Source organism: Ponticaulis profundi, from assembly GCF_042659465.1.
Lineage (GTDB): Bacteria > Pseudomonadota > Alphaproteobacteria > Caulobacterales > Hyphomonadaceae > Ponticaulis > Ponticaulis profundi.
Genome location: NZ_JBHSSW010000017.1, coordinates 95,248 through 122,124 on the forward strand (window position 1 = coordinate 95,248; position 26,877 = coordinate 122,124).

General features: G+C 55.7%; 20 protein-coding genes. 12 read left to right on the forward strand and 8 right to left on the reverse strand.

What is annotated here, in order from left to right; translation table 11 throughout:
• The first annotated feature begins 35 nt into the window (after positions 1-35).
• Both ACFQDM_RS12865 and pdeM read left to right on the forward strand, forming a co-directional pair.
• The gene (locus tag ACFQDM_RS12865) at positions 36-1,289 is read left to right on the forward strand and encodes an O-antigen ligase family protein (protein ID WP_377379664.1); all 1,254 of its coding nucleotides are present in this window, start codon (positions 36-38) and stop codon (positions 1,287-1,289) included.
• Positions 1,290-1,334: 45 nt separating this feature from the next.
• A complete protein-coding gene (gene pdeM, locus ACFQDM_RS12870) occupies positions 1,335-2,072 on the forward strand; it encodes a ligase-associated DNA damage response endonuclease PdeM (protein ID WP_377379666.1) in 738 nt (245 codons plus the stop codon).
• A 10-nt stretch (positions 2,073-2,082) separates the two neighbouring features.
• On the opposite strand, the gene ACFQDM_RS12875 is transcribed toward pdeM, so the two are convergent.
• Positions 2,083-5,583, reverse strand: coding sequence for a peptidoglycan-binding protein (locus tag ACFQDM_RS12875; RefSeq protein ID WP_377379668.1), 3,501 nt, complete (start codon positions 5,581-5,583; stop codon positions 2,083-2,085).
• 224 nt (positions 5,584-5,807) lie between these two features.
• Between ACFQDM_RS12875 and ACFQDM_RS12880 the strand changes: the two genes are divergently transcribed.
• The 8 genes from ACFQDM_RS12880 to ACFQDM_RS12915 all read left to right on the forward strand — a co-directional run bounded on the left by ACFQDM_RS12880 (position 5,808) and on the right by ACFQDM_RS12915 (position 14,398).
• On the forward strand, positions 5,808-6,311 hold the full coding sequence (locus ACFQDM_RS12880; protein WP_377379670.1) for a MerR family transcriptional regulator: 504 nt from the start codon (positions 5,808-5,810) through the stop codon (positions 6,309-6,311).
• A gap of 79 nt (positions 6,312-6,390) precedes the next feature.
• Positions 6,391-8,181, forward strand: a complete 1,791-nt coding sequence (locus ACFQDM_RS12885) for an acyl-CoA dehydrogenase C-terminal domain-containing protein (RefSeq protein ID WP_377379671.1) — start codon at positions 6,391-6,393, stop codon at positions 8,179-8,181.
• 69 nt (positions 8,182-8,250) lie between these two features.
• The gene (locus ACFQDM_RS12890) at positions 8,251-8,763 is read left to right on the forward strand and encodes a hypothetical protein (protein WP_377379673.1); all 513 of its coding nucleotides are present in this window, start codon (positions 8,251-8,253) and stop codon (positions 8,761-8,763) included.
• Positions 8,764-8,934: 171 nt separating this feature from the next.
• Positions 8,935-10,101 (forward strand): acyl-CoA dehydrogenase family protein, encoded by a 1,167-nt coding sequence (locus ACFQDM_RS12895; RefSeq protein ID WP_377379675.1) that lies wholly within the window; start codon positions 8,935-8,937, stop codon positions 10,099-10,101.
• 182 nt (positions 10,102-10,283) lie between these two features.
• On the forward strand, positions 10,284-10,718 hold the full coding sequence (locus ACFQDM_RS12900) for a PaaI family thioesterase (RefSeq protein WP_377379677.1): 435 nt from the start codon (positions 10,284-10,286) through the stop codon (positions 10,716-10,718).
• A 36-nt stretch (positions 10,719-10,754) separates the two neighbouring features.
• Positions 10,755-11,960 (forward strand): acetyl-CoA C-acetyltransferase, encoded by a 1,206-nt coding sequence (locus ACFQDM_RS12905; protein ID WP_377379679.1) that lies wholly within the window; start codon positions 10,755-10,757, stop codon positions 11,958-11,960.
• A 6-nt stretch (positions 11,961-11,966) separates the two neighbouring features.
• Positions 11,967-12,134: a hypothetical protein gene (locus ACFQDM_RS12910; protein WP_377379681.1), complete on the forward strand. Its 168-nt coding sequence runs from the start codon at positions 11,967-11,969 to the stop codon at positions 12,132-12,134.
• A 32-nt stretch (positions 12,135-12,166) separates the two neighbouring features.
• Positions 12,167-14,398: a 3-hydroxyacyl-CoA dehydrogenase NAD-binding domain-containing protein gene (locus ACFQDM_RS12915; protein WP_377379683.1), complete on the forward strand. Its 2,232-nt coding sequence runs from the start codon at positions 12,167-12,169 to the stop codon at positions 14,396-14,398.
• A 58-nt stretch (positions 14,399-14,456) separates the two neighbouring features.
• On the opposite strand, the gene ACFQDM_RS12920 is transcribed toward ACFQDM_RS12915, so the two are convergent.
• The 3 genes from ACFQDM_RS12920 to ACFQDM_RS12930 all read right to left on the reverse strand — a co-directional run bounded on the left by ACFQDM_RS12920 (position 14,457) and on the right by ACFQDM_RS12930 (position 18,877).
• Positions 14,457-16,025: a lipase family protein gene (locus ACFQDM_RS12920; RefSeq protein WP_377379685.1), complete on the reverse strand. Its 1,569-nt coding sequence runs from the start codon at positions 16,023-16,025 to the stop codon at positions 14,457-14,459.
• A 101-nt stretch (positions 16,026-16,126) separates the two neighbouring features.
• Positions 16,127-18,073 carry an alpha/beta hydrolase family protein gene (locus ACFQDM_RS12925; RefSeq protein WP_377379687.1) on the reverse strand — a complete coding sequence of 649 codons (1,947 nt, stop codon included), beginning with the start codon at positions 18,071-18,073 and terminating at the stop codon, positions 16,127-16,129.
• A gap of 165 nt (positions 18,074-18,238) precedes the next feature.
• On the reverse strand, positions 18,239-18,877 hold the full coding sequence (locus tag ACFQDM_RS12930) for an OmpA family protein (protein WP_377379689.1): 639 nt from the start codon (positions 18,875-18,877) through the stop codon (positions 18,239-18,241).
• Positions 18,878-19,025: 148 nt separating this feature from the next.
• Between ACFQDM_RS12930 and ACFQDM_RS12935 the strand changes: the two genes are divergently transcribed.
• Positions 19,026-19,430, forward strand: coding sequence for a hypothetical protein (locus tag ACFQDM_RS12935; protein ID WP_377379691.1), 405 nt, complete (start codon positions 19,026-19,028; stop codon positions 19,428-19,430).
• Positions 19,430-19,648, forward strand: a complete 219-nt coding sequence (locus ACFQDM_RS12940) for a helix-turn-helix transcriptional regulator (RefSeq protein ID WP_377379693.1) — start codon at positions 19,430-19,432, stop codon at positions 19,646-19,648. Before ACFQDM_RS12935 ends, ACFQDM_RS12940 begins: the two co-directional genes overlap by 1 nt.
• 6 nt (positions 19,649-19,654) lie before the next feature.
• Here the strand turns inward: ACFQDM_RS12940 and ACFQDM_RS12945 are convergent, their stop codons facing one another.
• The 4 genes from ACFQDM_RS12945 to ACFQDM_RS12960 form a co-directional block, all read right to left on the reverse strand.
• The gene (locus ACFQDM_RS12945; protein WP_377379695.1) at positions 19,655-20,191 is read right to left on the reverse strand and encodes a hypothetical protein; all 537 of its coding nucleotides are present in this window, start codon (positions 20,189-20,191) and stop codon (positions 19,655-19,657) included.
• Between the two features lie 77 nt (positions 20,192-20,268).
• Positions 20,269-20,685, reverse strand: a complete 417-nt coding sequence (locus ACFQDM_RS12950) for a response regulator (RefSeq protein ID WP_377379696.1) — start codon at positions 20,683-20,685, stop codon at positions 20,269-20,271.
• Positions 20,686-20,762: 77 nt separating this feature from the next.
• Positions 20,763-23,282, reverse strand: a complete 2,520-nt coding sequence (locus tag ACFQDM_RS12955; RefSeq protein WP_377379698.1) for an ATP-binding protein — start codon at positions 23,280-23,282, stop codon at positions 20,763-20,765.
• Between the two features lie 171 nt (positions 23,283-23,453).
• Complete coding sequence (locus tag ACFQDM_RS12960; protein ID WP_377379700.1) at positions 23,454-26,855, reverse strand: S8 family peptidase; 3,402 nt, start codon at positions 26,853-26,855, stop codon at positions 23,454-23,456.
• Positions 26,856-26,877: the final 22 nt, after the last annotated feature.

The window sequence follows — 26,877 nt, forward strand, 5'->3', positions numbered from 1 at the left end:
TGTAAATGTTCGGAACAGCAGCTCATCAAGCGTCCATGCCCTATTATCAGGCCCGGCCTGAAACAGGGCCACGTGTGCCGGATCTTGAACGCGCTGCGCCTTTCATTGCCATGGTGTGTTTTGTCCTGTTCTCTCAGGGACTAGAGAGCTTCATTGGGCGCGAAATTTCCATGACGCTGATGGGGCGCATGACGCTGGTCATGACCTTTGCGACCAGCTTCGTCATGTGTGCAATGGCGCTGCGTTTCCGTCCGCGCGTGTTTCTCTTCACGCTCTGGGTCAATTTGCCATTTCAGCTTTACAGCCTGATCGCGCTGGCAAGCACGGCCTGGTCGACATCGCCATCAAACACGCTGAAATCGTCGATCCTGCTGATTGCCTTTCACCTGATCGGCACGTCCATGGCGTCCATGTGCTCCTGGCGGGCGATCTGGAAGGGCCTCGCCATGGCCATTCTGCTGCTCGCCTTTCTGTCCGTTCTGGTGATCCCGTTTGGCGGGATTATGGATCACACCCACCCGGGCGCATTCCGCGGGCTATGGCTGGAAAAGAACGCGACCGGTGAAGCGTTCGCAGTGGGCGCAATTGCCTGCACGATTGTCGGGGTTGCAGATCGCAATCCGCTGTTTGGGATCGGAACACTCTTTCTGATCGGCCTTTTGTTGCTGACAGGGTCTGCCGGAGCGCTCGCAACCAGCGTGCTTGCGATCTGTGCGTTCTTTTTCGTGGAAGCCATTCGTCGGGGGCCGGTTCGTTTTTTCCTCGGCAGCTGGTTTGCCATCATCGTCATTGGAGCGGTTGTGGCTCTGCTGATCGGCATGGGCCTGAACGCGGCAGAATTGCTTGGCCGTGAAACCAACCTGACAGGCCGGACGCAGATCTGGCCAACCATTGTCGAGTTTATTCAGAACCGCCCCATGCTTGGTTATGGTTTTCAGGCATTCTGGGTCGAGGGCAGCGCGACCAAGACACAGGTCATGCATGACGCCAATTTTGAAGCGTTCAATGCGCACAATGCGTATCTGGAGATGATGCTCGCCTTTGGCATGTTTGGCAGCTTCTTCCTCTGGGCTTCCATTCTGCGGGCAATTTTGCAGGCTTCATCGGCAGTTTTTGGATCGAATGGTGCACGTCGGTATGTGCTGGCGTTCTTTGTCTTTGCACTCATCCTGTCTCTCACCGAAAGCATGCTGGGCGATGCGGCTGGCGTCACAGCCTTTGTGCTGGGGGTGATGGTGCCAAAAACCGCGCTTGGTTTTGCGCAGGCCAAAGGGCGCTTTCGTCACTGAGGACGTTGATTGACGTGCCAGGCCGGATCGCACAATCTTAGCTCCATGATCCCGGCGCAAACTCAAGATTCGATCGAACCGCAACCGGTTATCCGATTGTGCGGTCACGACCTTCTGCCTCTGGCGGAGGGCGCGCTCTGGTGGGCGGCGCAATCCACCCTGATTGTTTCCGATCTGCACCTCGAAAAAGGGGCGAGTTACGCGCGTGGCGGGCAGTTCCTCCCACCTTATGACTCCACTGCAACGCTGGCGCGCGTTGAGCGTCTGGTGCGCGAAAAACGTCCGCGCCAGGTGATCTCGCTTGGCGATAGTTTTCACCGACGCGACTCCGCGGCGCGCTTGTCCGACGACATGGTGGCGCGCATTCGCGCCCTGACCGCGCAGGTGGACTGGCACTGGGTTGAGGGCAATCACGACCCTGACCCGCCTGAGCATCTTGGTGGTACGCCGTGCAAGACGCTTCACCTTGGCCGACTGGTCTTTCGCCATGAGCCCAGTGGAGAAAAAGGGGAGGTGGCTGGCCACCTTCATCCGGTGGCACGCCTTGCCGGGCGAGGCAAAAGGCTTCGTCGCCGTTGTTTTGTCAGTGATGGGAATGCGCTGATCCTGCCAGCCATGGGAGCCTTCACAGGTGGGCTGAACGTCACCGAACAGCCGTTTGAAGATGTGTTGTCACCTGATCGCCAGGTGTTTCTGTTGGGCCAGACGCGCACCTATCAGGTACCAGCGTCGCGTCTCGTACCAGACCGGGCGCAAAAGCCGGTCTGGCGATTTCAGGGATAAATCAGGTTGATCAGAGGCCGACGGAAGCGTTGCGAAGCTGGCGCAGCAAAGTCGGCGTCACGGCACCACTTTGCGGTAGGCTGTTTGCGGCCTGAAATGTGATGATGGCCTGACGGGTCTGACTTCCGAATTCGCCATCTGCGCCGCCTGCATTATAGCCGAGCAGGTTCAGGAGATCCTGAGCTTCGCGGATCATGGCACCATCTGATGACAGTGAGGCAGGTGTGGCTTCTGGCGTCACGCTGGCTGTCATGTTCGCAGGTGCAGCCTGCGGAAAGCGGCCATTTGCCATCGCATCGGCCTGGGCGGGTGCATACGCGCTTGCCAGATCAGCCGTCTGACGTGCCGTTTCCGGACCGACCTGCTGGCTGAGTTCATTGACTTTCGCCAGTGCTCCGGTGTCACCCATTTTGTGCGCGACGCGGTACCAATAGAGCGCTTCGCTCGGGTTTGCATCAACGCCAAGGCCCTGCTCATACAGCACACCCAGATTATACTGACTGTCGACCAGGCCGTGATCGGCCGCTTTGCGGAACCATTGTGCAGCACCCGCATAGCTCTGCTGGCCGCCTTCGCCTTCGGCATAGAAGACAGCGAGGTCGTGCATGGCTTTGACATTGCCGCCATTCGCCGCGCGCTGAGTCCAGATGCGCGATTGTGCAAGATCTTTCGGTACGCCTTGTCCGCGTTCAAACAGTTTTGCGAGGCGATATTGCGCAATCGCGAGGTCTGCGTCGGCAGCTTGCATCACCAATGAAGCGCCGCGAGCGATGTCACCGGACTCCAGCGCGGCAATACCGTTGCGATATTGCGTGATTTCAGCAGGTGCTTCCGCTTCGGCAGGCGTCGCCGCTGGCGGTTCAGCAGGCGCAGGAGCTGGTGCTGGCGCCATGTCAATCGGTCGGGAGACAGGCGTCGGCGTTGGAGCGCTTAGCGCAGCAAGCTGCTGCGGCTGAGGTTCAGGCTTGCTCGAAGGCGGAGGCACCAGCGTTGCTTCTTCCTGTGGTGCGCTTTCTGTCGTTTCGAGCGTTGCAGGTGTTTCTTTCAGAGGCTCTGAGGATGGCGTTTCGGCGCTCATCTCCTGCGCAATCGCAGCTTCCTCGTCGGTGCTGTTTTCCAGCGCAAGACCTTCGACATCACCGTCCATTTCCATCGGAATGTCTGAGGTCAGCTGTCCCGCGTCGGGGACGATCACGGTGTTGATGCCTACATCACCATTCGGGCGATCGGTCGAGAGCATGTCCGCCGTTGGCGCCTGCTTGCCGCGCATCATCATATAGCCAGCCGTGCCAGCGGCCGCCAGCGCGACCACAGATGCCGCTGCGATCAGAGGCAACTTTGAGCTCCCGCCACTGGTCTTGAGTGCTGCGCGTGGGCTGTGTTTCTTGGAGCGACTGGTGTCCTGGCTCGCATTCGCGGCCGCGCGGGCACGCGCCAGATAGTCGTTCGGGCCAGCGCCCTGTTGAGCTTCAAAACTGTCAGAAAAATCATCCGGCTCGTCTTCGGCGGCGTCGAGATCATAATCCGGGTCATGGGCTTCCAGCGGTACGCCAAAGTCGTCGCCGAATTCATCCAGATCGGTCGCTTCCGGCGCTACGAACGCGTCGTCGTCATTCGCCCAAGGGTCAGACGGGTCGACCGCTGGTTTGGCGGCGGCTTTCGGAACGTCTGGTTCGAAACCGAAGTCATCTTCATCCGGTGCGTCGAAGCTTTCCGGTTCCTGCGGCTTCGGTTTGGAGAGGGCTTCATCTGCCTCTTTAAGACTGTCGCTGAAAGCTGCGGCTGCTGCGAACTCGTCATTCTTCGGGCGTGAGACGCCTGGCGGAGACGAAAAGTCCTCCATGGCTTCCAGGCGTTCGGCCAGTGATGCCATCGCTTTCTGGATCGGGCTGACAGAGGACGCCGTTGCTTCTTCTACCTGTTCAATGCGCTCACGAACGCCGCCAATGGCGTCATTCATACGTTCGGACTGGCGATTTTCTGATGAGCGGATTTCCTCGCTCAGCTTCTCGAGGCTTTCGTCCTGTTTGGCAGACAGCTTGCGCGTCAGTGTGGAAACGTGATCAGAGAAATCCTTGATCGCTGCGGCGCTGCGTTCTTCAGAAGCATTCACGCGCGCGCTGAGGGCATCAGCCAGGTCGTTCATCTGACGGGTGACCGTAGAGAGCTCTTCGCTGGAATTGCTGTTTTCCAGCTCTGTCATGCGGCGGTGCAGGGATGTCGCCAGATTTTCGAGCTGGTTGCGAATGTCGGAGGACAGCTCTGAACTGTTGCGCTGCTCGACCTGCTGCACGCGGCGATCCAGTGTTTCCGTCAGGCGCGCCACTTCCTCGCCAATCGCTTCAACAGACGTGTTCTGGCGCTGTTCGGCGCGCTTCATGCGCTTGTGCATCTCGCTGACGGCTGAGTTGATCTCAGCAAAAGCTTCCGTCGGGATGCTGGCAGCATGATCGATCTGCTCGGCGAGTTCGCTGCGAATGCCGGCAATGGTGTTGTTCAGCTCGCTGGTGATGTCCTGCAGACGCTTGTCCATTTCCGCACGGATGGCAGAAATAGTGCCTTCGCCGACTTCATCCTTGATGTGCGCCATTTGCTCATCGAGCTTGTGCACGGTGTTCTCAAGGTCTTCGATTGCAGCATTGGTCGTGGACTCGGCCCGGTCCAGGCGCTCGGAAATATCTGCGAGACCGCTGCTCTGGCTATCGGCGCGATCCAGGGCCTCTGAGACGAGGTTCTCTGTTTTCTCGATACGCTCGCCATACCGATCAATGCTTTCAGAAGCTTTGCTGAGCGTTTCGGTGACCTTGCTCTCAACATTGCTGAGGCGTTCGGAAAGGTGGCGGGTGGTGCCTTCGGTGCGCAGCTCTGCCTGCTCGACGGCCTTGGTCACACGTGTGGCTGCTTCATCCAGCGTGCTCTCGACATGCTTTGTCAGCCCGTCCATGCGGCTGTCGACATCGTCGAGGCGCGTCTGGACCATGGACTTGGCCTCGTCGCTGCTCTGGTGAGCATCTTCAACGCGGTGCGCGAGGCGCTCCAGAGCAGACTCGAGCGACTTGAGGGCACGCAGATTCTGAACGCTGGTTTCATCTGACTCCATGCGCGCAATGCGTTTTTCCAGCAATTCCTGCGTCTGACGCAGATCGTCAGAAGCCAGTTCAATCCGGCCTTCCATGGCCGCCTGAGAGGACTCGCTGTTTTCCAGCCGTGCCAGCAGGCCAACGACAGATTGATCAATACCTGTAATGGCGAGAGTTGAGCGGGCTTCGACCGCTTCAATGCGGCGTGTCAGCTTGTCGAGTGCATCCAGATTGAAATCCGGTGCGGTCAGATCATTGGAAGGTTTCTGTTCAGCTGAGCCCGACATTTCTCTCTCCTGGCGTTCGCTCTCCAGCAGCAATCTGTTAAGGTAGTCACCCAGCGTAATGCCTTCGCTCCGGGCTGCGTGCAAAGCCGCTTCCCGAGCCTTGGTGTCGATACCTTTGACGCTCCATGGACCGCGCGTAGCCATGGCTGCTCCTCGATTCGGCGGATTAACCGCGACGCTTAACTCTGCATAAAAAGCGTCATTTCTTATTAAGGGCGGGTTAAGGCTGTTAAATTCTTGTGAGAAATCGGATTTTTCGAACTGCAGAAAGCTGCGACGAAAGTCGTAAACATATTTGTGATCTGCTTGACGTTAACGTTCGCGTAAAGTAAGTTTACGTGCACGTAAATCAGGGAGGAAACAATAAAATGAAACGTACATCCGACATCGCAAAATCCGTCGAGAAACGCATTTACTCTATCAGTGAGCTCGCCCGTGAATTCGGTGTGACACCGCGCGCTCTGCGTTTCTATGAAGACAAGGGCCTGCTGCAGCCGGACCGTGAAGGGCTGAACCGCGTTTATTCCAACCGGGATCGCGCTCGCCTGAAACTGATCCTGTCTGGCCGTAAGGTCGGCTTTTCGCTGAACGACATTCGTGAAATTCTGGATCTTTATGATCTTGACGACAATCAGCGCGCTCAGCTGCGTCAGGCTTACAAGAAGCACAAACAGCAGATCGAAGTTCTGAAACAGCAGCGTATTGAGATCGATGAAGCCATCGAAATGCTGAAGAACGGCATTGGCTGGATGGAAGAGCGTCTGGAGAAATTCGGCCCGACTGATGACGAAGCCGATTCAGCGCGTGCCTATGACGCAGTGGCTCGCAAGCACCTTTCCGACGAACGCGTCTCGACGCACGGCATAAAATGAGCTAACGCTCACTCTCGTTTCGGGCTGGCTTACGAAGAGCCAGCCTGAACTGTTGTTTTTACAGCTCGGGAGAGACTGAATGCCTCGCTACACAGCGCCCGTTCGGGATATGCAATTCCTGCTTCATGATGTGCTGACCATCGAAAACTACGACAATCTGCCAGGCTTCTCTGACGCCTCGCGCGATGTCGTCGACCAGATCCTCGAAACCGGTGCGAAATTCGCTGAAGAAGTTCTGTTTCCGCTGAATAAAATCGGTGATGAACAGGGCTGCGTTCGCAATTCCGACGCAACGGTGAAAACGCCGGATGGCTTCAAGGAAGCCTATGACCAGCTGGTCGAGAGCGAATGGTTGTCTCTGTCGGCCGATCCGCAATATGGCGGCCAGGGCCTGCCAAATGTCGTCAACGTCGCGAGCAACGAGATGCAGAGTTCCGCCAATATGGCGTTCTCCATGTATCCGGGCCTGACGCATGGTGCATATCAGGCGCTGCTGGCAGGCGGCTCTGAAGAGCAGAAGCAGACCTATGTGACGCGCATGGTCAATGGCGGCTGGTCTGGCACGATGAACCTGACCGAACCACAGTGTGGTACCGATCTCGGCCTCATCAAGACAAAAGCCGTTCCACAGGAAGATGGCTCTTACAAAATCACCGGTCAGAAAATCTGGATTTCCGGTGGTGAGCAGGACCTGACTGAAAACATCATTCACCTTGTTCTGGCGCGTATCGAAGGCGCTCCAGAAGGCATTAAGGGCATTTCCCTGTTCGTGGTGCCGAAATACATGGTGAAGGAAGATGGCTCTCTGGGTGACCGTAACGGCATGACCTGCGGCGGTCTGGAAGAGAAAATGGGCATTCACGGCAATGCGACCTGCGTCATGAACTATGACGGCGCAACAGGTTGGCTTGTCGGTGAAGAAAACAAAGGCATGCGCACCATGTTCGTCATGATGAACGAAGCGCGCCTTGGTGTTGGCCTGCAGGGTCTGGCCCAGTCCGAGATTGCCTATCAGAATGCTGCCGACTTCGCGCGTGATCGCGTACAGGGTCGGGCTCTGTCTGGTCCGGCAGCACCTGAAAAACCAGCTGATCCGATCATCGTCCATCCGGATGTGCGTCGCATGTTGATGGATTCGCGTGCGTTCAATGAAGGCGCGCGGGCATTCCTCTACTGGACAGCACTGCACGGCGACCTGCTTCACAAGTCTGAAGACGAAAAGGTCAAGGAAAAGGCTGGCGATTACATGGCGCTCATGACGCCGGTTCTGAAAGCCTTCCTCACCGATCGTGGTTTCAAGTCCTGTAACGAAAGCCTGCAATTGCATGGCGGTATTGGCTACACCAAGGAAATGGGTGTCGAGCAGTATGTCCGCGATGCACGTATTGCGCTGATCTATGAAGGCACAAACGGCATTCAGGCGCTCGACCTTGTTGGCCGTAAACTGGCCGCAGATGGTGGTCGTGCCATCTTCTCGTTCTTCCGTGAAATGGACGATTTCCTGGGTGAGAATGAAAGCAATGAAGCGCTGTCACTCTATACCAAAGGTCTGAAAGACGCGCGTGATCGCCTGGACGAAGGTACAAACTGGCTGATGAAGAACGGACTGTCGAACTTCGACAATGCCGCTGCTGCATCAACTGATTACCTTAACCTGTTCGGTCTGACGGCCATTGCCTATATGTGGGCAAAAATGGCGAAGGTTGCACTTGAGAAGAAAGCAGCCGGTGAGACAGATCCTTACTACGACACCAAGCTGAAGACGGCGACATATTATGTCGAGCGCCTTCTGCCTGAGACGGCGGCCCATCTTGCGAAGATGCAGGCGGGTTCTGAGTCCATGATGGCACTTGAAGCCGACGCGTTCTAAGCGCATCGTCTGACGGAATTGGTCCGGCGACTCGTTCGCCGGACATTTCCAGACAGGTGGGCCAGGAATATGTACGCGAAATCGATCAAACTTCTGGCTGGCCTCTTTGCATGCGTTCTGGTTTCCGCATGCTGGGAAAGTGAATATCCGTTGCTGACAGGCGAGGGCCTGGTCATGCCTCTGGAGAGTTCAACCGGAAACCTGCTTCTGACATGTGGTGATGATGAAACGGTTCCGCTGGTAATCGGCGAAACGCATGCGAGCTATGGTTTCATGGTCGAGCTGTCCATGGTGTCGCTCGACATGGAAGAAGATGGTCATCCGCTCTATCTCGTTCAGGCAGAGTTTGCTGGCGGAGATGATTATTTCTATCAGATTATTGGCCTGTCATCGGATATGCAGGACCTGATGGGTCTTAAGCCGATTGAGGATTATGCGAAGGCTGAGTTCAAGTCCCGCGAGGCGCTGATGGAAGCGGCAACGGACATGGTGACGCAGAACATGTTCAGCCTTGAGCAGTGCGCCCTCACAGAAGCCTCCGACAGCGAGGTTCTGACGCTTTTCCGGCGCCAGCTCAACTAAGCAATACCAGCGATTGTAGCCTGGGCTGCCCGTCCGACCGGATTTCTGGTAAACTCCTGCAAAACCCGCAAAAAATCTGCATTCCTGACCTAACGTCACGGGGCGACAAGAGCAAATAAGGCGGGGTATACCGTTGACGCAAACGTCAACCCATCAGGAGGAAACCACGCCATGATGCAGAGCCCACTGGATATCCCACCGGCCAAATGGCGCCAGGATGAAGAAATCGGCATTTTTTCAGATTCTGTCGGCCAGTTTTTTGAAAAAGAATGCGCCCCACATGTTCAGGACTGGCGCAAGGAAGGCCTCGTTCCGAAAGAGATGTGGAAAAAGGCCGGCGAGATGGGCATTCTGTGTGCGTCTGTCTCTGAAGAATATGGTGGCATGGGCGGTGACTTCCGTCACGAAGCGATCATCGCCGAGCAGATGGGCTGGAAAGGCATTGATGGCTTCGGCATCACTCTGCACAATGCGATCATCGCGCCATACATTGAGACTTTCGGTACAGAAGAGCAAAAGCGCAAATATCTGCCGAAAATGGCATCTGGTGACGTGATCACCGCGATCGCCATGACAGAGCCGGGTACAGGTTCTGACCTGCAGAACATCAAGACCACGGCCAAGAAAGACGGCAATGGGTATGTGATCAACGGTTCCAAGACGTTCATTTCGAACGGCCAGAACGCGAACCTGATCCTTGTTTGCGCGAAAACTGATCCAAGCCAGGGCGCCAAAGGCGTTTCCATCATGCTGGTCGACACCGATGAAGTCGAAGGCTTTGAGCGCGGTCGTAACCTCGACAAGATCGGCCAGAAAGCGGCTGATACGTCTGAGTTGTTCTTCAACGACGTCAAAGTACCAGCCGAAAACATTCTGGGTGGTGATGAAGGTCAGGGCTTCGTTCAGCTGATGACCAAGCTGCCGCAGGAACGTCACATGATCGGTGTTCAGGGCATGGCGACCATTGAGCGCGCTCTGGATGTAACGGTTGAATACGTCAAAGGCCGCAAAGCGTTCGGCAAGACGATTTTCGACTTCCAGAACACGCAGTTCAAACTGGCTGAATGCAAGACGGAAGCAACGGTTGCGAAAGTGTTCGTGGACCATTGCACAGAGCTCCTCCTGAAAGGTGAGCTTGATTCCTCGACCGCCAGCATGTCGAAATACTGGGTCTCTGACCTTCAGTGCAAAATCGTCGACGAATGCCTGCAGCTGCACGGTGGTTACGGCTATATGGACGAGTATCCAATTGCTCAGATGTATGCGGATAGCCGCGTTCAACGCATTTATGGCGGCGCAAACGAAGTCATGAAAATGCTGATTGCACGTACCCTGTAATCACAAGCAAAATTTCAATGACGCTTGTGTCATTTTTTTTGAAGTCTGGCCGAAAACGGACTCGCAGTCGGCCGGACTTCACGATATTGTCCTCTCATAAAAGGGAGGAAAATGGGTGCCTGAGTTTTCGAACTCAAAATCTGGTTGTCATCGGTCATTCGCGGCCTTTCGGAGCGTGTTGAATGGCTGAATTTGATCCCGCCAAATTCTTTTCCGGCCAGCATGGAACCGCGCCGCCTTCCGCAGCGCTTCTGAACTTTGAGTTTCAGGAGGCAGATGTGGAGCGGGGTTGGATTCGGATCAAATTCACCCCACGTCAGGAATTCCTGAATCCAGCCGGTGTTATTCAGGGCGGCTTTCTCGTCGCCATGCTGGACGACACGATGGGCCCCGCTGTGATCGTCAAATCCGGCGGCACCAAAATGACGACTTCCATCGATATTCACACGCATTTCATGCGTCCCGTGAAACTCGCCCCGGTATATTGTGAAGCCGAAGTCACAAGACTTGGTCGATCAATTGCCTATATTGAAGGAAAGCTTTTCGACGAGGCTGGCCGTTTGTGTGTGCGGGCCACTTCGAGCGCGATGATCATGAGTTTTCCGACGTCAGAATAATTCAAAGAATTAGCAGTCCAAAAGGAGAAACATCCAATGGCAGAAGCATATATCTATGACGCGGTGCGTACGCCGCGCGGAAAGGGCAAGGCCTCTGGTTCCTTGCATGAAATCACCTCGCTCAGCCTCGCGACGCAGACGCTTCAGGCGCTCCGCGATCGCAACGACCTCGATACGTCCAAAGTCGATGACTGCATTCTGGGCTGTGTTGGCCCGGTGGGTGAGCAAGGCTCGGACATTGCCCGTATCGCTGTTCTGAACGCAGATTATGCCGAAACAGTCGCGGGCGTTCAGGTCGACCGTTTCTGTGCATCCGGTCTCGAAGCCTGCAACATCGCAGCAGCGAAAGTCATGACCGGTGAAGCGGACATGGCAATTGGCGGCGGCGTTGAAGCCATGTCACGTGTCCCAATGGGCTCGAATGGCGGTGCATGGCCGGTTGATCCAAGCATTGCCATGAAATCCTATTTCGCGCCGCAAGGTGTGTCTGCTGACCTGATCGCGACCAAATATGGTTTCTCACGCGATGATGCGGACGCCTATGCGATCGAGTCCCAGCAACGCGCTGCCAAAGCCTGGGAAGAAGGTCGCTTTTCGAAATCCATCGTGCCTGTAAAAGACCAACTCGGCGCGATCATCCTGGATCATGACGAGCACATGCGCCCGGATGCCGATATGCAATCACTTGCAGGCCTGAACCCAAGCTTTGCCGGTCTCGGCGGCATGGGCTTTGATGAAGTGGTCAAGCAGCGCTACCCGGAAGTCGAAGCGATCAACCACATTCACCACCCGGGCAACTCTTCCGGTATCGTTGACGGTGCGTCTGCAGTGCTGTTCGGCTCGAAAGAAATGGGCGATGCGCTTGGTCTCAAGCCTCGTGCAAAAGTCCGCGGTTTCGCGTCTATCGGTTCTGAACCATCCATCATGCTGACCGGCCCGTCTTTCGTGACGGAAAAAGTGCTGAAAAAGCTCGGCATGGAAGTCAGCGACATTGATCTTTACGAGCTGAATGAAGCCTTTGCTTCTGTGGTTCTGCGCTACATGCAGGCGCTCGACATTCCGCACGACAAGATCAACGTGAATGGCGGTGCGATTGCAATGGGACACCCGCTCGGTGCAACCGGCGGCATGATCCTCGGCACCATGGTTGATGAGCTGGAACGTTCCGACAAGGAAACGGCTCTGGTCACGCTCTGCGTTGGTGCAGGCATGGGTACAGCAACGGTTATTGAGCGCGTCTGATCTGTCATGTCCGATCGAATGATCCGCACACTGCTTTCGCTCTTTATGGGCGGCGTTACAGGCTTTCTGATGGGCTCTCTGTTTGGCGACAAGCTGCAGGGCATTCTGATTGGCCTGATCCTGGGTGCGGTCTTCGGTCTGTTCGTGAAAGGTGATCAAGACAAGACAGATTGAATATGGGGGCGACCCCGATTGGAGGACAGAATATGAACCTCGAAACATTTACTTTTGACGTTGATAGCGACGGTCTCGCAGTCGCAAGCTTCGACGTTCCAGGCCGCAGCATGAACACGCTGACGGCCAAGGCAATTGCCGACATTACGGCGATTACCAAGGAAGTTGCGACCAATGACGCGATCAAGGGTCTGGTTGTGACGTCTGGCAAGTCATCCGGTTTCTGCGCTGGCGCAGACCTCGGTGAAATGAATGAAAGCGCAGGCGGCGGTAAAGCGGCCTCTGAGATGAGCGAAGATGAGCTTCTGAAAGCCGCGTTCGAGCGTGGTTTCTCACTCAACAAAACACTTCGCGAGCTGGAAACCTGCGGCAAACCGGTTGCGTGTGCCCTGAATGGCCTCGCGCTCGGCGGTGGTCTGGAAGTTGCGCTTGCCTGCCATTACCGCGTTGCTGCCAACGATAATCCGAAGATCCAGTTTGGTCTGCCGGAAGCCAAGATCGGCCTTCTGCCAGGCGCTGGTGGTACGCAGCGTCTGCCACGCCTGATCGGCATCATGGAAGCTTCCCAGTACATTCTGGAAGGCAAGCCAATGAAAGCCGAAAAAGCGGCTGAACTGGGCGTCGTGAACGAACTGGCTCCGACAGCTGAGCTGGTGGATCGTGCAAAAGCCTGGCTGAAAGCCAATCCGGAGGCGAAAGCGCCTTGGGATCAGAAAGGCTTCCGCTTCCCAGGCGGCGTGCCGAACCAGCATCCTGGCGCAACGCAGATTGCGACCATGGGCAATGCGATGATTTCGGCGAAAACCTATGGCAACTATCCGGCTCAGGTGAACATTCTGAAGTGCATCTATGAAGGCTCTCAGGTGCCGATTGATGCCGCGCTTCGCATTGAAACGCGTTACTTCATCAACACCCAGCAGCGCCCGGAAGCCAAAGGCATGATCCGTTCGCTCTTCCTCTCCATGCAGGAGCTTTCCAAAGGTGCATCTCGTCCGGCAGGTCCGGCCAAGTATGAACTGAAGAAGGTCGCTGTTCTTGGTGCAGGTCTGATGGGTGCCGGTATTGCGCACGTTCAGGCGATGGCAGGCATCGAGACTGTTCTGCTGGACGTTGATCAGGCCAATGCTGAGAAGGGCAAAGCCTATTCAAAGCGCATTCTGGACAAGCAGGTGTCGCGTGGAAAAATGACTCAGGAGAAGGCTGACGGCATTCTCTCGCTCATCACGCCAAGCACGGACTATTCGCTCATCAAGGGCGCTGATCTGGTGGTTGAGGCTGTCTTCGAGGACACCGAGCTGAAAGCCAAGGTCACGAAAATGGCTGAAGAGCATCTGGCTGATACAGCGGTCATGGGCTCGAACACTTCGACCCTGCCGATCACAGGTCTTGCTGAAGCATCCATCCGCCCGGAAAACTATATCGGCATCCACTTCTTCTCGCCGGTAGAGCGCATGGGCCTTGTCGAGATCATTCTCGGTGACAAGACCACAGAAGAGACGCTGGCCAAGACCATCGACTATGTTCTGAAGATCCGCAAAACACCGATTGTGGTGAATGATTTCCGTGGCTTCTACACCTCGCGTTGCTTCGGCACATACACGCAGGAAGGCATGGAGATGGTTCTGGAAGGCATCAAGCCTGCCATCATCGAGAATGTCGGTCGTCAGGCTGGCATGCCGATGGGACCTCTGGAAGTCTCCGACAGTGTCGGCCTTGATACCGCACTGAAGATCGGTCGTCAGATGGCGAAAGCTGCTGGTATGGACGCCAATGAAAATCCAGCCAGCCAGTTCCTCGCATGGCTTGTCGAAGACAAGGGCCGTGTCGGTCGCAAGGCTGGCAAGGGCTATTACGAGTATGGTGAAGACGGCAAACCAACCCGCCTCTGGCCGGATCTGTCTGAAAAGATCGATCTGAAGATTGAAGAATGCCCACCTGAGCTGAAAGAAGAGCTGACCAAGCGCTTCCTCTTCCGTCAGTGCATCGAAGTGGCACGCTGCTTCGAGGAAGGCGTTATCACCGATGCGCGTGATGCGGATATCGGCTCGATCCTGGCATGGGGCTTTGCGCCATACACTGGCGGTTGCTGTTCGTATATGGACCTGAAATGGGGCATTGCAGACTTCGTGAAGGAAGCTGATCGTCTGGCCGATGCCTATGGCGAGCGTTTCCGTCCAAATGCGATGCTGAAGGAAATGGCAGAGAAGGGCGAGACCTTCTACTCCCGCTTCCCACCAGCTCAGAAAGAAAAAGCTGCGGCCTGATTTCCGCATAGCTTCTGAAAACGGAAAAGCCGGGCATCTTGCCCGGCTTTTTTGTTGCCTACTGGCTGCGTCGCCGCTCTGTGACCGCCGTATTGTAAAGCCAGGCGTGGCCATTCGGGCTGAGCTTTGGATTGGAAGGCTGCTTTGCGCGCATCTTCTTCACGGCATTCAGATAAAACATGTTGTCGTGATAGGTTTTGAAGTCTGACCGCAGCGTGCGCAGTTTCAGATCCACCCGCATATCATTCCCATCGATCGGTTTGCCGTCGGCCTGAATGACGAGGAGCCGCCCGACATGTTCATAGCGCTCAAACTGGAGGGCGGTGCCGGCCGTACGACCGCGCTTTGGAATGAGGGGGACAGGGTCATTGTTAACCGCAATGCGCAGATTGTCCGGCACGATGCGGGAAAAGTACAAAAAGAAGGGTTTGTTGCCGACACGCGGGCTGCCGGAGACCAGATGCGTGATCGTCGTGAATTTGTGCTCGTAATTGGTCTGCATGTCTGCGGCCATCAGCGTTGCCATCGCACCGCCGAGTGAATGGCCGAAAATGAACAGATTGGATTTCGGTTCACGCGCAAGCTCTGAAGTGATCTTCCCGCGGAACTTCATATAGGAATCATAAAACCCCTTATGCACGAGCAGTCCTTTTTCCACGGAACGGCTGGTATCGCGGCTTGATATGAAGGATGGCGAGATCAGTTTCGTGCGAGCATCGCTGCGAATGGCGTTGACGATTGTCTCCCCAAAATTGTCTCCGCCCGTGCCCCGGAACGTCACGATTATGGCGGAGCCCTTACGGGTCATGGTCATTCTCAGGCGCTCACCATTCAGTCCGCCCGCTTCAAAAACGCCGTCACCAATCAGCGTGAAGCCATTGTCCTTGAGCTTGTCTTTAACCGTTCCGGCGCCGTCGCTGGAGACCATCTGGACATGCTCTTGCATGGAGACGGCCGTTTGCGCTTTGTCAGTATCAAAGGTCGTTCCAACGGAAAGAACGCTGCCATAACCATCATTCAGGACCAGGCCCTGTGTGATCGGCTGTACTGGCTTTGGCGCAGATGCCGCCCGCAGGCGCGCCTGCCGGTCTGCTTCCTGGTCGGCTTTTTGCTGTTCGCGCGCGGCCTGTTCGGCTTTCTTGTCGACCAGCGTCATCCATTTTTCAAACTGCCAGGGGGATTTTTCCAGCGGGTCGCGGGTTTCGCCGGACCCAAAGTTCAAAATCGGCGGCGGATAGCGATCCTCAACTGTGCCCCGCCACTCTGTGCCGTTCTTTCCTTCCCAGCTTGGAAGTGTCGTATCTGACCAGGTCCAGCGGCCACTGAAGCGTGAACCGAGGTCTCCGGTGGCGACAAACTCGATATATCCCCATCTGCCATCCTTGCGCTCGAAAATGCCGCGGAGCCATTCACCACAGGGGCGATTGAGGTAAGCCTTGATGGTGCCGACATTTCCGTAGTCACCATAGACCGTGTCGCCATCTTCGATGAGCCGAAGCTGGCCATAGGTCGTATCCCAGCTTCCTGTCCAGTATGGATCACAGGACTTGTCCTGCGCGCTTGCAAAGCCACCGCTCAGGATGGTCAGCAACATAGCGATGCTCAGACATCCGGGTTTTATTGGCATGTTTCTCTCCCGTTGGTTCAATTAACCTACGGCATGGAGGAGAAAAACCGGACAGAAATTTCCCAGTTACCTGACGCCTGCTACGGGCTGATGTGTTCAGCCTAAGGCGTTCCGATATGCGTATCGACGAAGTTGATGATGGCCTTCATGGCATCGACCCGCGCGTTCCGCGTTGACAGGCTATGGTCCTGATCTTTCATGATGATGAGCTCGACGTCCTTGCCTGCGGCCTCAAGCGCGTCACGCATGCGTGTGCTCTGAGCGATCGGAACCGCGACGTCATCGCGGCCATGAATCAGGAGGACAGGCGCTGTGAACGCGTCCGCCTGATAGGCAGGCGAAACCGCTTCGAGGGCGCTTCGATCTGTCTTACGATTTCCGATCTGGCGTTCCCAGTAGGACATCACCCAGCTTTCCTCGCCAGCGGCCCATCTTTCATCAAACAGCATTTTGGGCAGGTCGCTCACGCCGGCAATGGACACAACACATTGATAGCTGTCAGGCGTTTTCGCGCCGCCTGACAGTGCTGAAAATCCGCCATAGCTCCAGCCGACAATGCAGACCCGTTCCGGATCGGCCCAGCCAATCTGTGCCAGCGCGTTCATGCCGTCGGTCACGTCATCCTGCATGGCTTTTCCCCATTCCCCGTATCCAGCTTCGAGGAATGACAGGCCGAAACCGGTGGAGCCGCGAAAGTTTGGCTGCAGCACCATATAGCCGCGGCTGGCAAAAAACTGTGCCATCCAGTCAAACCCAATCTGGTCATGACTTTCCGGGCCACCATGCGGCATAACAATCATGGGCAGATTGACCTGCTCTTCCTGTGTGGTGCCGAGTGGAAAGGTCACCAGTGCGGGTATCATCAGCCCGTCGCGGGCCGGGTATTCAATTGAGATAACTTCGGCTGTTTCAGCGCTGGAAATACCGGGGCGACTGCGCGCGACCAGCTCCGTTTTGCCGGTGGTCCGATCCAGTATCGCAAAGTGTCCTGAATACGGGGCGCCTGTCAGATGGAAAAGCAGTTTGGAATAATCGTCACTCCAGGAGGTGAGTTCGACATTGACCGAAGGCAGGGACTCCAGAAAAGCCTGAACATCCGCATTCAGTGCCTCATCCAGCAAAAAATAGCCAGGTGTCACTCCAGCCAGTCTCACCCCGATGACGACGCGGTTTCGGTCCAGCAGGATGCCTTCCATGTCGCTTTCGACAGGGAAGAGGGCCGGTCCGATATCTCCTGTTTCAAGATTGATCGGATAGAGGCCAGCCGGATTGCTTTCATGTTTACCGTCTTCCGAGACAATGACGGATTTTCCGTCGGCTGTGAGCCCGACCAGACTTTTCGTGCTGATTTCAACCTGTTCCTCGATGACGGTTTTCCACCCTCGACCGTCACGAATATCGAGTGTGTAGAGATCCTTCTCATCGTCCATGCTTTCCCGCGCGAGGACGTCCCCGGAAGGCGCAATGATCCAGTCTTTCGTGTTTGATGTGCCGCGCATGATCTGGCGACCCGATCCGGAGTTCGTCCGGACTTCGTAAATGTCATATGTAAAGGTGCGGCCACGCTGTGTGAAAGCCGGCATGAACACTTTGTCACCGTCTTCATGGACGCCGATCACCCGCCCCAGACCTTGCGGCATGACATCGTCGAGCCTTTGTGGAAGCTGCTCAATCGCTCCGGTTGCTAGATCAACCGAGAACGCAGCGGTGAACTCAAACTCATTGATGAAATAGTCCGTTTCAAGTGTCCGGGCTGATGTGCGCAGGATGACGTGATCCTTGCCGGCAAAGTACAGGCTTCGTGGTTTGAGGTCGGTGACCTCTGCATAGCAGGTCTGAGCCTTCAGACTGAGGTCATATGAGCAGAGCAGTTCACGCTCACTATCTGAACGGATCCAGGCGATTTTCGTGCCGTCACCGGACAGGGATGCGTTTCGGATTTCCGGAGGAGCCGCATAGTCCTCGAGGCTTGGCGCGGCGTGCAGAGATGATGTCGCGCTCAGGGCAGCCAGTGTCGGAAGCAACAGATTTCGAACGATTTCCAACATGTCCCAAACTCCCGGTTTCAACGTTCCGAGAAGAGCTCAAGCATGAGGGAATGCAACTATAAATAACTGAAAACTGCGGAAAAAATGAATGTGATTAAAAGAAAACCGGCAGCCTCGCGGCTGCCGGTTCGGGCGGTCTTCCCTAAGAAACTGTGGCGATGCGTCTTATGACGTCTGTTCCACGATTGGCGTCAGTGTGATTTCGACGCGGCGGTTCGCACCCGATTCCGGAGCGACACCTGGCAGAAGCTGGGTTTCACCCATGCCATACGCCTGAATACGAACCGGGCGGACGCCCTGCGTACCCAGATAGTTCAGGACAGAGTTTGCACGGCGCTCGGAAAGCTGCTGGTTATAGTCTGCAGGACCATCCGCGCTGGCGTGACCAACAATATCAACGGCCGTGGACGGGAATTCCTTCAGGGTCATCGCAACGTCGTTGAGGACAGGGTAAAAGCTTGGTGAGATATCTGCGCTGTTCAGCGCAAATGTGATGTCGGATGGTGCAACCAGCTGAATCTGATCACCCTGGCGAACCACTTCGATACCTGTGCCGGCAGTACGTTGTTTCAGAGCGCGCTCCTGGCGGTCCATATAGTCACCAACGGCAGCGCCTGCGAGTGCGCCAACGGCTGCGCCAATCGCAGCATTGCGGCCGTCATTACCGCCTGCGAGTGTGCCAAGGCCAGCGCCTGTTGCAGCGCCAATGCCTGCACCTGTCCATACCCGGCGGCTTGGGCCTTCAGTCGCGCAAGCCGAAACCAAAAGGGCTGCAGCGGACAGGCCAATAAGACTTTTTTTCATTGAGAACTCCTCTCCCAGTTACAGCGTCTAAACGCCATGGCGCTGCATGTGTTCCAGAATTACGGCGATTTTAGGAATGACAAGCACGCTTGACAGACAAGTAAGCTTGTCATAATGTCGTGCTTACAAGACAAAAAGGAAATGTCGCATGTCTAAGTTCACGTTCGAGCAAGCCAAAAGTCGCTATCGACGCCTCTTTTTTCCGGCCATGGTCGTCTACACGGCGGCCTGTATTGGTGGCGCTCTGGTGCTCGCGCCTATGGAAAATCCGCCGCTCTGGTTGCCGGTTCTGATTGCCATCCTGACGATCGCGCCGATCCTGATCGCGTTTTGGCTGATCTGGCGTTATGTGCAGGAAACGGATGAATATGAGCGGATGCGTCAGCTGGAATCGCTTGCGATAGCAGGGATCGTCACGGCATCAGCGGCAGGCGCGATTGGCTTTCTGCAGCTCTATGAAGCGCTTCCGAACTTTCCGGTGTTTCTGCTTCTGCCATTTTTCTTCCTGACCTACGGCATTGCAAAATGGGTTCGTCAGGGGAGTTGTGCCTGATGGAAAATCGATTGCGCGTCCTACGTGCCGAACGAAAATGGAGTCAGGCGTATCTGGCTGAACAGTTGGGCGTATCGCGTCAGTCTGTGAATGCGATCGAGACCGGAAAGTATGATCCATCCCTGCCGCTCGCCTTTGCGATCGCCAGATTGTTCGATGCTCCGATCGAAGCCATCTTCATGGATGATCAGGCGCCGTCTCAGCAGGCGGCCGAGTGATCGGTCTCAGTCCACCGCCAGATTGGCAATCTGTTCGGATAAAACGCCATCGACAGCGGGGGCGATCTGATCAAGCTTCTGGAATGACGCCCCGGTGACGGAATATTGGAAGGAAACCACACTCTCTTCTGGTGTGGTTTCATCTGTGTCAGGTGTGATGGTGACGGTCAGCACAGCGCTGACGCCCATAGCCTGCAGTGGGCCGAGCGGAGCCTCAAACCTCAGCATATGCTCTTCGCCATTGATGGTCCGCGCAATGACGCGACCATGTTCAACCCGGCCATCCGACCAGTCTTCCAGCCAAACCCCGCCCGGATCCAGCTTGGTGATGTAGAGATTTTCAGCCGCACCGGAATAGGTGTGAGGCGCAGACCACCACTCACTGATCTCACCAACGCGGTCGTAAAGCTCCGCCGGTGCCAGAAGCGAGGTCCTCTCGAGTTTCAGTTCAAAGCCATCCGGCGCAGAGGCGGTGATCTCTGCCTTCGCGGCAGCCATAGACATCAGCGCAAGCGCCAGAAGGCCTGTCAGTTTGTATTTCATCGCTGATCCCCGGGTTAAAACCGGAAAGCAGTCTGTCTTTAATTTTTGAAATAGGGAAGGGCGAACAGAGCTCGGACTTACGCCGCAGCTGTATCGCTTTTCTGGGCTGCAGCCTGACGGGCTTTTTTGTGCTTGGCGATTGTGAACGCAATCGTTTCAAACAGGGCGCGGATCTCGATCGGCTTGATCAGAAATTCGTCCGCACCATTGTCGAGACACTCACCGCGCAGATCCATCGCCGTGTCAGCCGTAACAACAATAATAGGAACGTGACGTTTTTCGTCCGTGCGTTTCCGAATGCGACGAATGGCTTCCATGCCATCCATGCCAGGCATGCGCAGGTCCATGAGGATCATGTCAAAATCATCCTCATCGATCATTCTCAGACCGGTCAGTGCGTCTTCGGCTTCATGCATATCAATATGGGCCGCAGACAGCATCTCGCCGACTACGCGTCTGTTCATTGCATCATCTTCTACGAACAGGATTTTCATTCCAAGCCTAAAACGTAAACACCGACGACCATACTGTTAATAACATACCATTTCCATCCGATTAATACAGTTGGAAACTATACACCTAAATAGTGAGTTAATTCGTCGGTTTCTCGAGAATTGGGCGCAACCGAACGTTTAATATGCAGCCTTAACGCATCAAGGATCGCTTCAGGTGTGAAATCAGCGGCAATACACGAGTGTGTTTCTGCACTTTTTTCTGTGGCGTCCGATGGAGCTTTGAAGAGGAAATAATGGCTCTTCCCGGCGAGTTCTGTATTGGTGAAATCTGTGACCAGGGCGTCAGCATATTCAGCAATGGCGAAATCGAAACGTGAACTTTCGACGGCGTCTTTCAGCACCGCAGTTGAATCGACGATTTCAACGTCAGCGACCTCATCCGCGAAAAAGGCCTTGAAGATCATGCCTTCCATAAAGTCAGGCTGCAGGATCACGATCCGTGCCTGGGTGATCTCAGTCACCTGGCCCCGACCTTCAGCGCTGCTGTCCTCTGTCTGAGCGCCTGGCTCTGCAGGCTTCAGAATGTGCAGCGGGATGGTGACGACAAAGTGTGAGCCTTTGTCGATTTCACTTTCCACCTTAATGCTGCCGCCCATGGCCTCGGCAAAGCTCTGGCAGATGGAGAGGCCCAGACCCGTGCCTGCGTACTGACGTGTCTTCGCGCCATCGACCTGGTGGAAAGGTTTGAAAATGTTTTCAAGCTCGGTCGGGGGAATGCCTATGCCTGTGTCACGTACGTCCAGCTGAAGCAGGTCGCCCTCTGGGGTCGAGCGCGTCTCAGCCTTCAGATAGACTTCACCTGATGAGGTAAATTTGACCGCATTTGAGAGCAGGTTGAACGCAATTTGCCGGATACGTTGACCGTCGGCCTCAACACGCGTTGCGCAGTTTTCATAATCACAATTGAAGGTCAGGCCTTTTTCGTCGGCCGTTTCCGTCCAGAGCAGGCACACATCTTCGAAGACTTTGTGGAGGTCCGTCTCGCTGGTTTCAATCGTCACGCGGCCGGTTTCGATTTTTCCGACGTCGAGCAGGTCGTCGACAATCGCCTTCATGGAATTACCGGCCGACAATACGACACGCAGTTTGTCTTTCAGCGTGTCTGAAAGCGTCTGATCCTGCAGAATAACCTGAGACATGCCCAGAATACCGTTCAATGGCGTCCGGATTTCGTGGCTGGTCGTCGCAAGAAATTCTGATTTTGCCCGGTTGGCACGTTCCAGCTGCGTGTTTGTCTCATGCAGCTTGTCGTTCACAGAGCGGATTGTGTCGCGGCTGCGGCGAACCGAGATATATCCGGCGGTCATGAAGCCGAAGACGATCAGGCCGCCGCCAATGATGAAACCGAAAATCAGATTGCGCTGACGGCTTTTGACATTGGCAATCTCAATGGTTCGCTCCGCCTCATCGCGGCGTAACTGTTCGATACGAAGTCTTTGCGTTGCGAAATCAAATTGCGATGCCATGAGGGCGAGGTTCGCGGAACTGGCAATACTCAGAGACTCATCTTCCAGGCGCTTGAAAGCAGCCAGATGCTGGAGCGCCAGGTCATACCGCTCGAGGCGCCGGTAAATGTCATAGGCGGTTTCATGCATGTCGCGAAATGGCATGCTCGTTTGTTCGAGATCCTGACCGGCAAATGTACGCGAGATCAGCGCTTCCGCCTGTTCAACATCGCCGCGTGCCAGCGCGACCTGCGCCTTCACCCCCCAGAGAAAGGGCGCCCACTCGTTGTTGGAACTTTCCGGCAATTGCGCGAGGCCGCGATCCGCCGCATCGAGGGCGGCGTCCAGATCGCCATTCTGAAATTTCGTCTGGGCCAGATTGTTCAGGATGCGTGCGTTCAAGAGAGGTGAGTTGAACTGCTTCGCAATCTCCAGCGCATCATTATAGTGTTCAATGGCTTCATCAAATCGCTTCAGGCCACGCAGGGCGTTCGCGCGATTGTTATGTGTGACCATGCTGAAGCTCGGGTCTTCATCATAGGTCGATAATGCTTCGTCATAATAGGAAATGGCGCGTTCATTATCACGCGCATCATTATAGATGCCGCCAATTTCCTGGAGCGTGATTGCCTGATAACGGGCGGAGCCGACTTCACGGAAGACGGCGTGTGCGGCCTGATAGTTTTCCAGCGCGCCCTGTACGTTTCCGAGGGTCTGGTCAATACGACCTGCGGCGAGCAGAAGATCTCCGAGGATCTTTTCGTTGGTTTCCACGGTTTCAAGCGCAAGCAGGGCGGCTTCGACAATCGGTTTGGCCTTGTCGGCATGATTGGTGCGGTTCAGCGCCTCGGACTGAAGCCAGAGCGCGGTCGCGTAGGCGATTGTTTTCTCGCGGGATTCGGGCAGGTCCTGGATCAGCGCTTCGGCTTGCTCAGCCTGAGCGAGTGCGTCTGAAGGCGATCCCATCATGGCGGCTTTTGAGGCCGCGAAGGCAGCATCAATCTCGCGCATGGCCGGGTCGGATACTTGCGAAGTATCCGAGGTCGCGTCTTGCGCGAAAACCTCGCCTGATATGGCGGGGCTTAGACCCATGATGACGGCAAAGATCAGCGATCTTGAGGGCAATCGCATCCTGCCTCCTTTCCGGCTTGACTGCCAAGAATACAAGAACAGGTCTAAGAAATCCTTTAGATGATTGATTTGTATTGGGACGAATGACTAACAAAAGATAACGGCCGCTCCAGAAAGAGCGGCCGTTTACTATTTCTAGCTTTGTCGGTTCAGAAGAAAACTTCTGGCTGGTTAGTATCGAATACGGATCTGAGCGCCGAAAGAGAATTCATTCTCATCTGTGAAGCGCTGATCTGCAATCGTGGAACCGGAGCGCGTGAAGGCTGTGAAATCACCCATGCCGTCGAACATTGGGACAGCATAAATCGCTTCCAGCATCAGATTGCGATCCGACTGATCAACCGCCCAGACCTGTGTTACCTGGCCCAGTTCACCCGTCTCGCGATCAACGACTTCGAGGGCCGTGAATTCCAGAGCACCATTCTCCAGCTGCAGAGGCTGTGCGATCGAGAAGCGGATCTGATCTGACTTCGAGAACAGACCGGATTTGTGCAGGCCGATCGCAAATGCGGAAGACTGCAGTCCCTCTTCAGAGATGGCGAGGAAATCGCCATCAAAGCGCGTTGCCCGCGTTTTGCCGAGCGTTGCCGAACCAGCCAGTGTGAAGCGGGCAGGCAGGTCAAACTCTGTTCCGAACGTGACCGCATCGGTGACCGAACCACCTTCCATCGCAAGAAGGCCCGTGCCCTGATCGCCGAGCAGGCTGTCTGCTTCCTGGAGCTGGGTGTAGTCCAGATTGAAGCGTAGCTTTTCGTTCGCCTGATAGTTCAGGGAAACACTCGCAGCCTGCGCTGAGTAATCCGCCATGTCACGGCCATCATCAATCCGAAGCTGTGTCAGCGGATCCAGATATGTGTGGTCATAGCTGGTTTCAGAAATCGAAGCAGACAGAGACAGGTTTTCACGAAGCGGCATACGCGCTGAGGCATATGATCCACCGGAGGCCAGGCCCAGCAGCGGGTTCACACCGCCCGATTCAATGTCGAAGTCGGAATAGAAGCCAAAGACATTGCTGCTGACGAGGCGTGATGCACCGTCGCCATAGCCCATACGCAGTTCCGTACCTGTGGCGGGTTCAGCCAGCACAACGTCGGTCTGGAATGGCAGATCACCGTCCCGGATGTCTGTACCCGGTGCGTACTGACGCGCGGTCATGGACATGGTCCAGTCACCGTTCAGACCAAGCGGAGCCGAGAAGCCCTGCGTGTCGCCGAACGAGCTTCCACCGGTCGCCCAATCCACAAAACGCTGATGAAGGTGACGCTGGAAGCGGCGTTCACGCGCCAGACCATCGGCATCATTCGTCGCGCCGTAAAGCTGGGTCGACAGTGGAATACGGAAGTCACGATATGTGCCGCCGACCCGCTCAATCGCAACAATATAGGCGCCGCGGTTTTCCATGCTCAGAACATTGGAACGCATGTAAGCATTCTGGATCCAGCGCGATGACTTGCCATTTGACAGGCGACCGTCTTCTGTTCGCGCGTGGTAGAAACGCAGATTATCCCAGGAGAGCGGAGAGAGCGCGCCTTCGACATTCAGCATGCCCCAGCCATACACGTCGTCCACGCCTTCTTCGCCGAGGTCCGTCGCAGACTGAAGGATCACATCGACGGTTTCTTCGCCATGCTGTTTCCACCAAGGCCATGCGCCATGGATCAGGGCAGCTGTGCCTGAGACAAGCGGCGCTGCGAAGCTCGTGCCGGACACGCGTGTCACACCACCTTCGCCGTCAGCAACGAGCATGAATTCGCCTGGTGCCACGAGGAAGTAATTCTTCAGCTTGTTTGCATCATCACAAACGCCGCCAATCACTGCACAGGCTTCGCCCGGTGTGTTCGACCAGCTGGCAATTTCGCCGTCCAGGCCCGTCGCGCCGACAAGGATGAGGCGCTCAAGCGCAGCTTCGTCATCCCAGTTGATATTGTTCAGCTGGACAACGCCGTCATTGCCTGCGGCTTTGACGAAAATCGTGCCTTCACTGCTTGGGTCATTGACCACGTCGCTGAGAATGGACGACCAGTCTTCCGTCAGAACGTTTTCCGGAACACCGAGCGACATGTTGATGATGCGGGCGCCATTGTCGATGAGTTCGTAAATGCCGGTCTCAACATCTTCGAAGCCAGCAGATTTCGTTTCATCGAATGGATTGTAGGCCGCCACGCTTGCATTCGGTGCAATGCCCATCAGGCCCTTGCCATCATGCGGCGCGATCATCAGTGAAATAACCGCTGAGCCGTGGAAATCGCCAGCCTCTGTCTCATAGCCACCTGTATAGATGATGTCCTGAGACAACAGCGTTTCGTCGGTGATGCCGAAGTCGAGCAGACCGATAACAGCTTCTGTGTTGTAGTCGTGATCCTGTGTCAGAGCAGGAGACCAGCTGACATCATTCATCCAGTGATCGACACGATCGACACCGGAGAATTGCATCAGGCCGTCATACCAGTCGACAAAGAACTTGGCGCGATCCACGGAATCCAGATCGGCCAGCGATGACGGGTCTGATGGGTCGATGCCGTATTTGTCGAAGACGTCCTTGGCGAACCCTTGCCAGAAATCCTGGCCGGTCAGCATCGCAACAGGCACGCCAAACTTTTCCTGGCTCAGATTGTAGAACGTGCCGAGGTCAGAAAGAACCTGCTCATATTCTGCTTCTGTTGTCGGACCGAACGTATCGAGGTCACCCCAGAACGTATCCAGATCACCCCAGAAGGTATCGAGGTCACCCCAGAATGTATCGAGATCGCCCCAGAAGGTATCCAGGTCGCCCCAGAAAACCTGGAAATTGCCCCAGAATGTGTCGAGGTCGCCCCAGGAGCTGTCCAGATTACCGTTAAAGGTATCGAGATCGCCCCAGAAGGTGTCGAGATCGCCGTAAGAGGCGTCGAGCGGTCCCTGAAATGTGTCGAGGTCACCCCAGAAGGTATCCAGGTCACCCCACAGGATGAACAGGCTGCCCATGAAGGTATCGAGGTCGCCCCATTGAGCATCGATATTGTTCTCGAACGTGTCGAGGTCGCCCCAGAATGTGTCAAGGTCCCCCCAGAACGTATCCAGGTCTCCCCAGAAGGTGTCGAGATCACCCCAGAATGTATCAAGGTCGCCCCACTGGGCGCTGGTGCCGCCTTCGAATGTGTCCAGATCGCCCCAGAACGTGTCGAGGTCGCCCCAGCGCGCATAGGAACCCGTGCCGCTGAATGTGTCGAGATCTCCCCAGAATGTATCCAGGTCGCCCCAGAAGGCGCTATTCATACCTTCGAATGTATCGAGATCGCCCCAGAAGGTATCCAGGTCGCCCCAGAATGTGTCGAGATCACCCCAGGAGGCACCATTCTGCCCTTCGAATGTGTCGAGGTCTCCCCAGAAGGTGTCCAGATCACCCCAGAATGTATCGAGGTCACCCCATTGTGCCTGGAGTTCGCCTCGCTGAACGGTCAGCGCGCGCTCGGCCTGAACAGGCAGCGCGGATTCGCGACGTTCAAACATCTGGTTTGCTGAGTCTGCAAATGCAGACTGTCCAAATGCCAGACCCGCAATAATAGCCGCAGAAGTTAGCAGTTTGGTTTTCATAACCCTCACCCTTTGCGTCCGG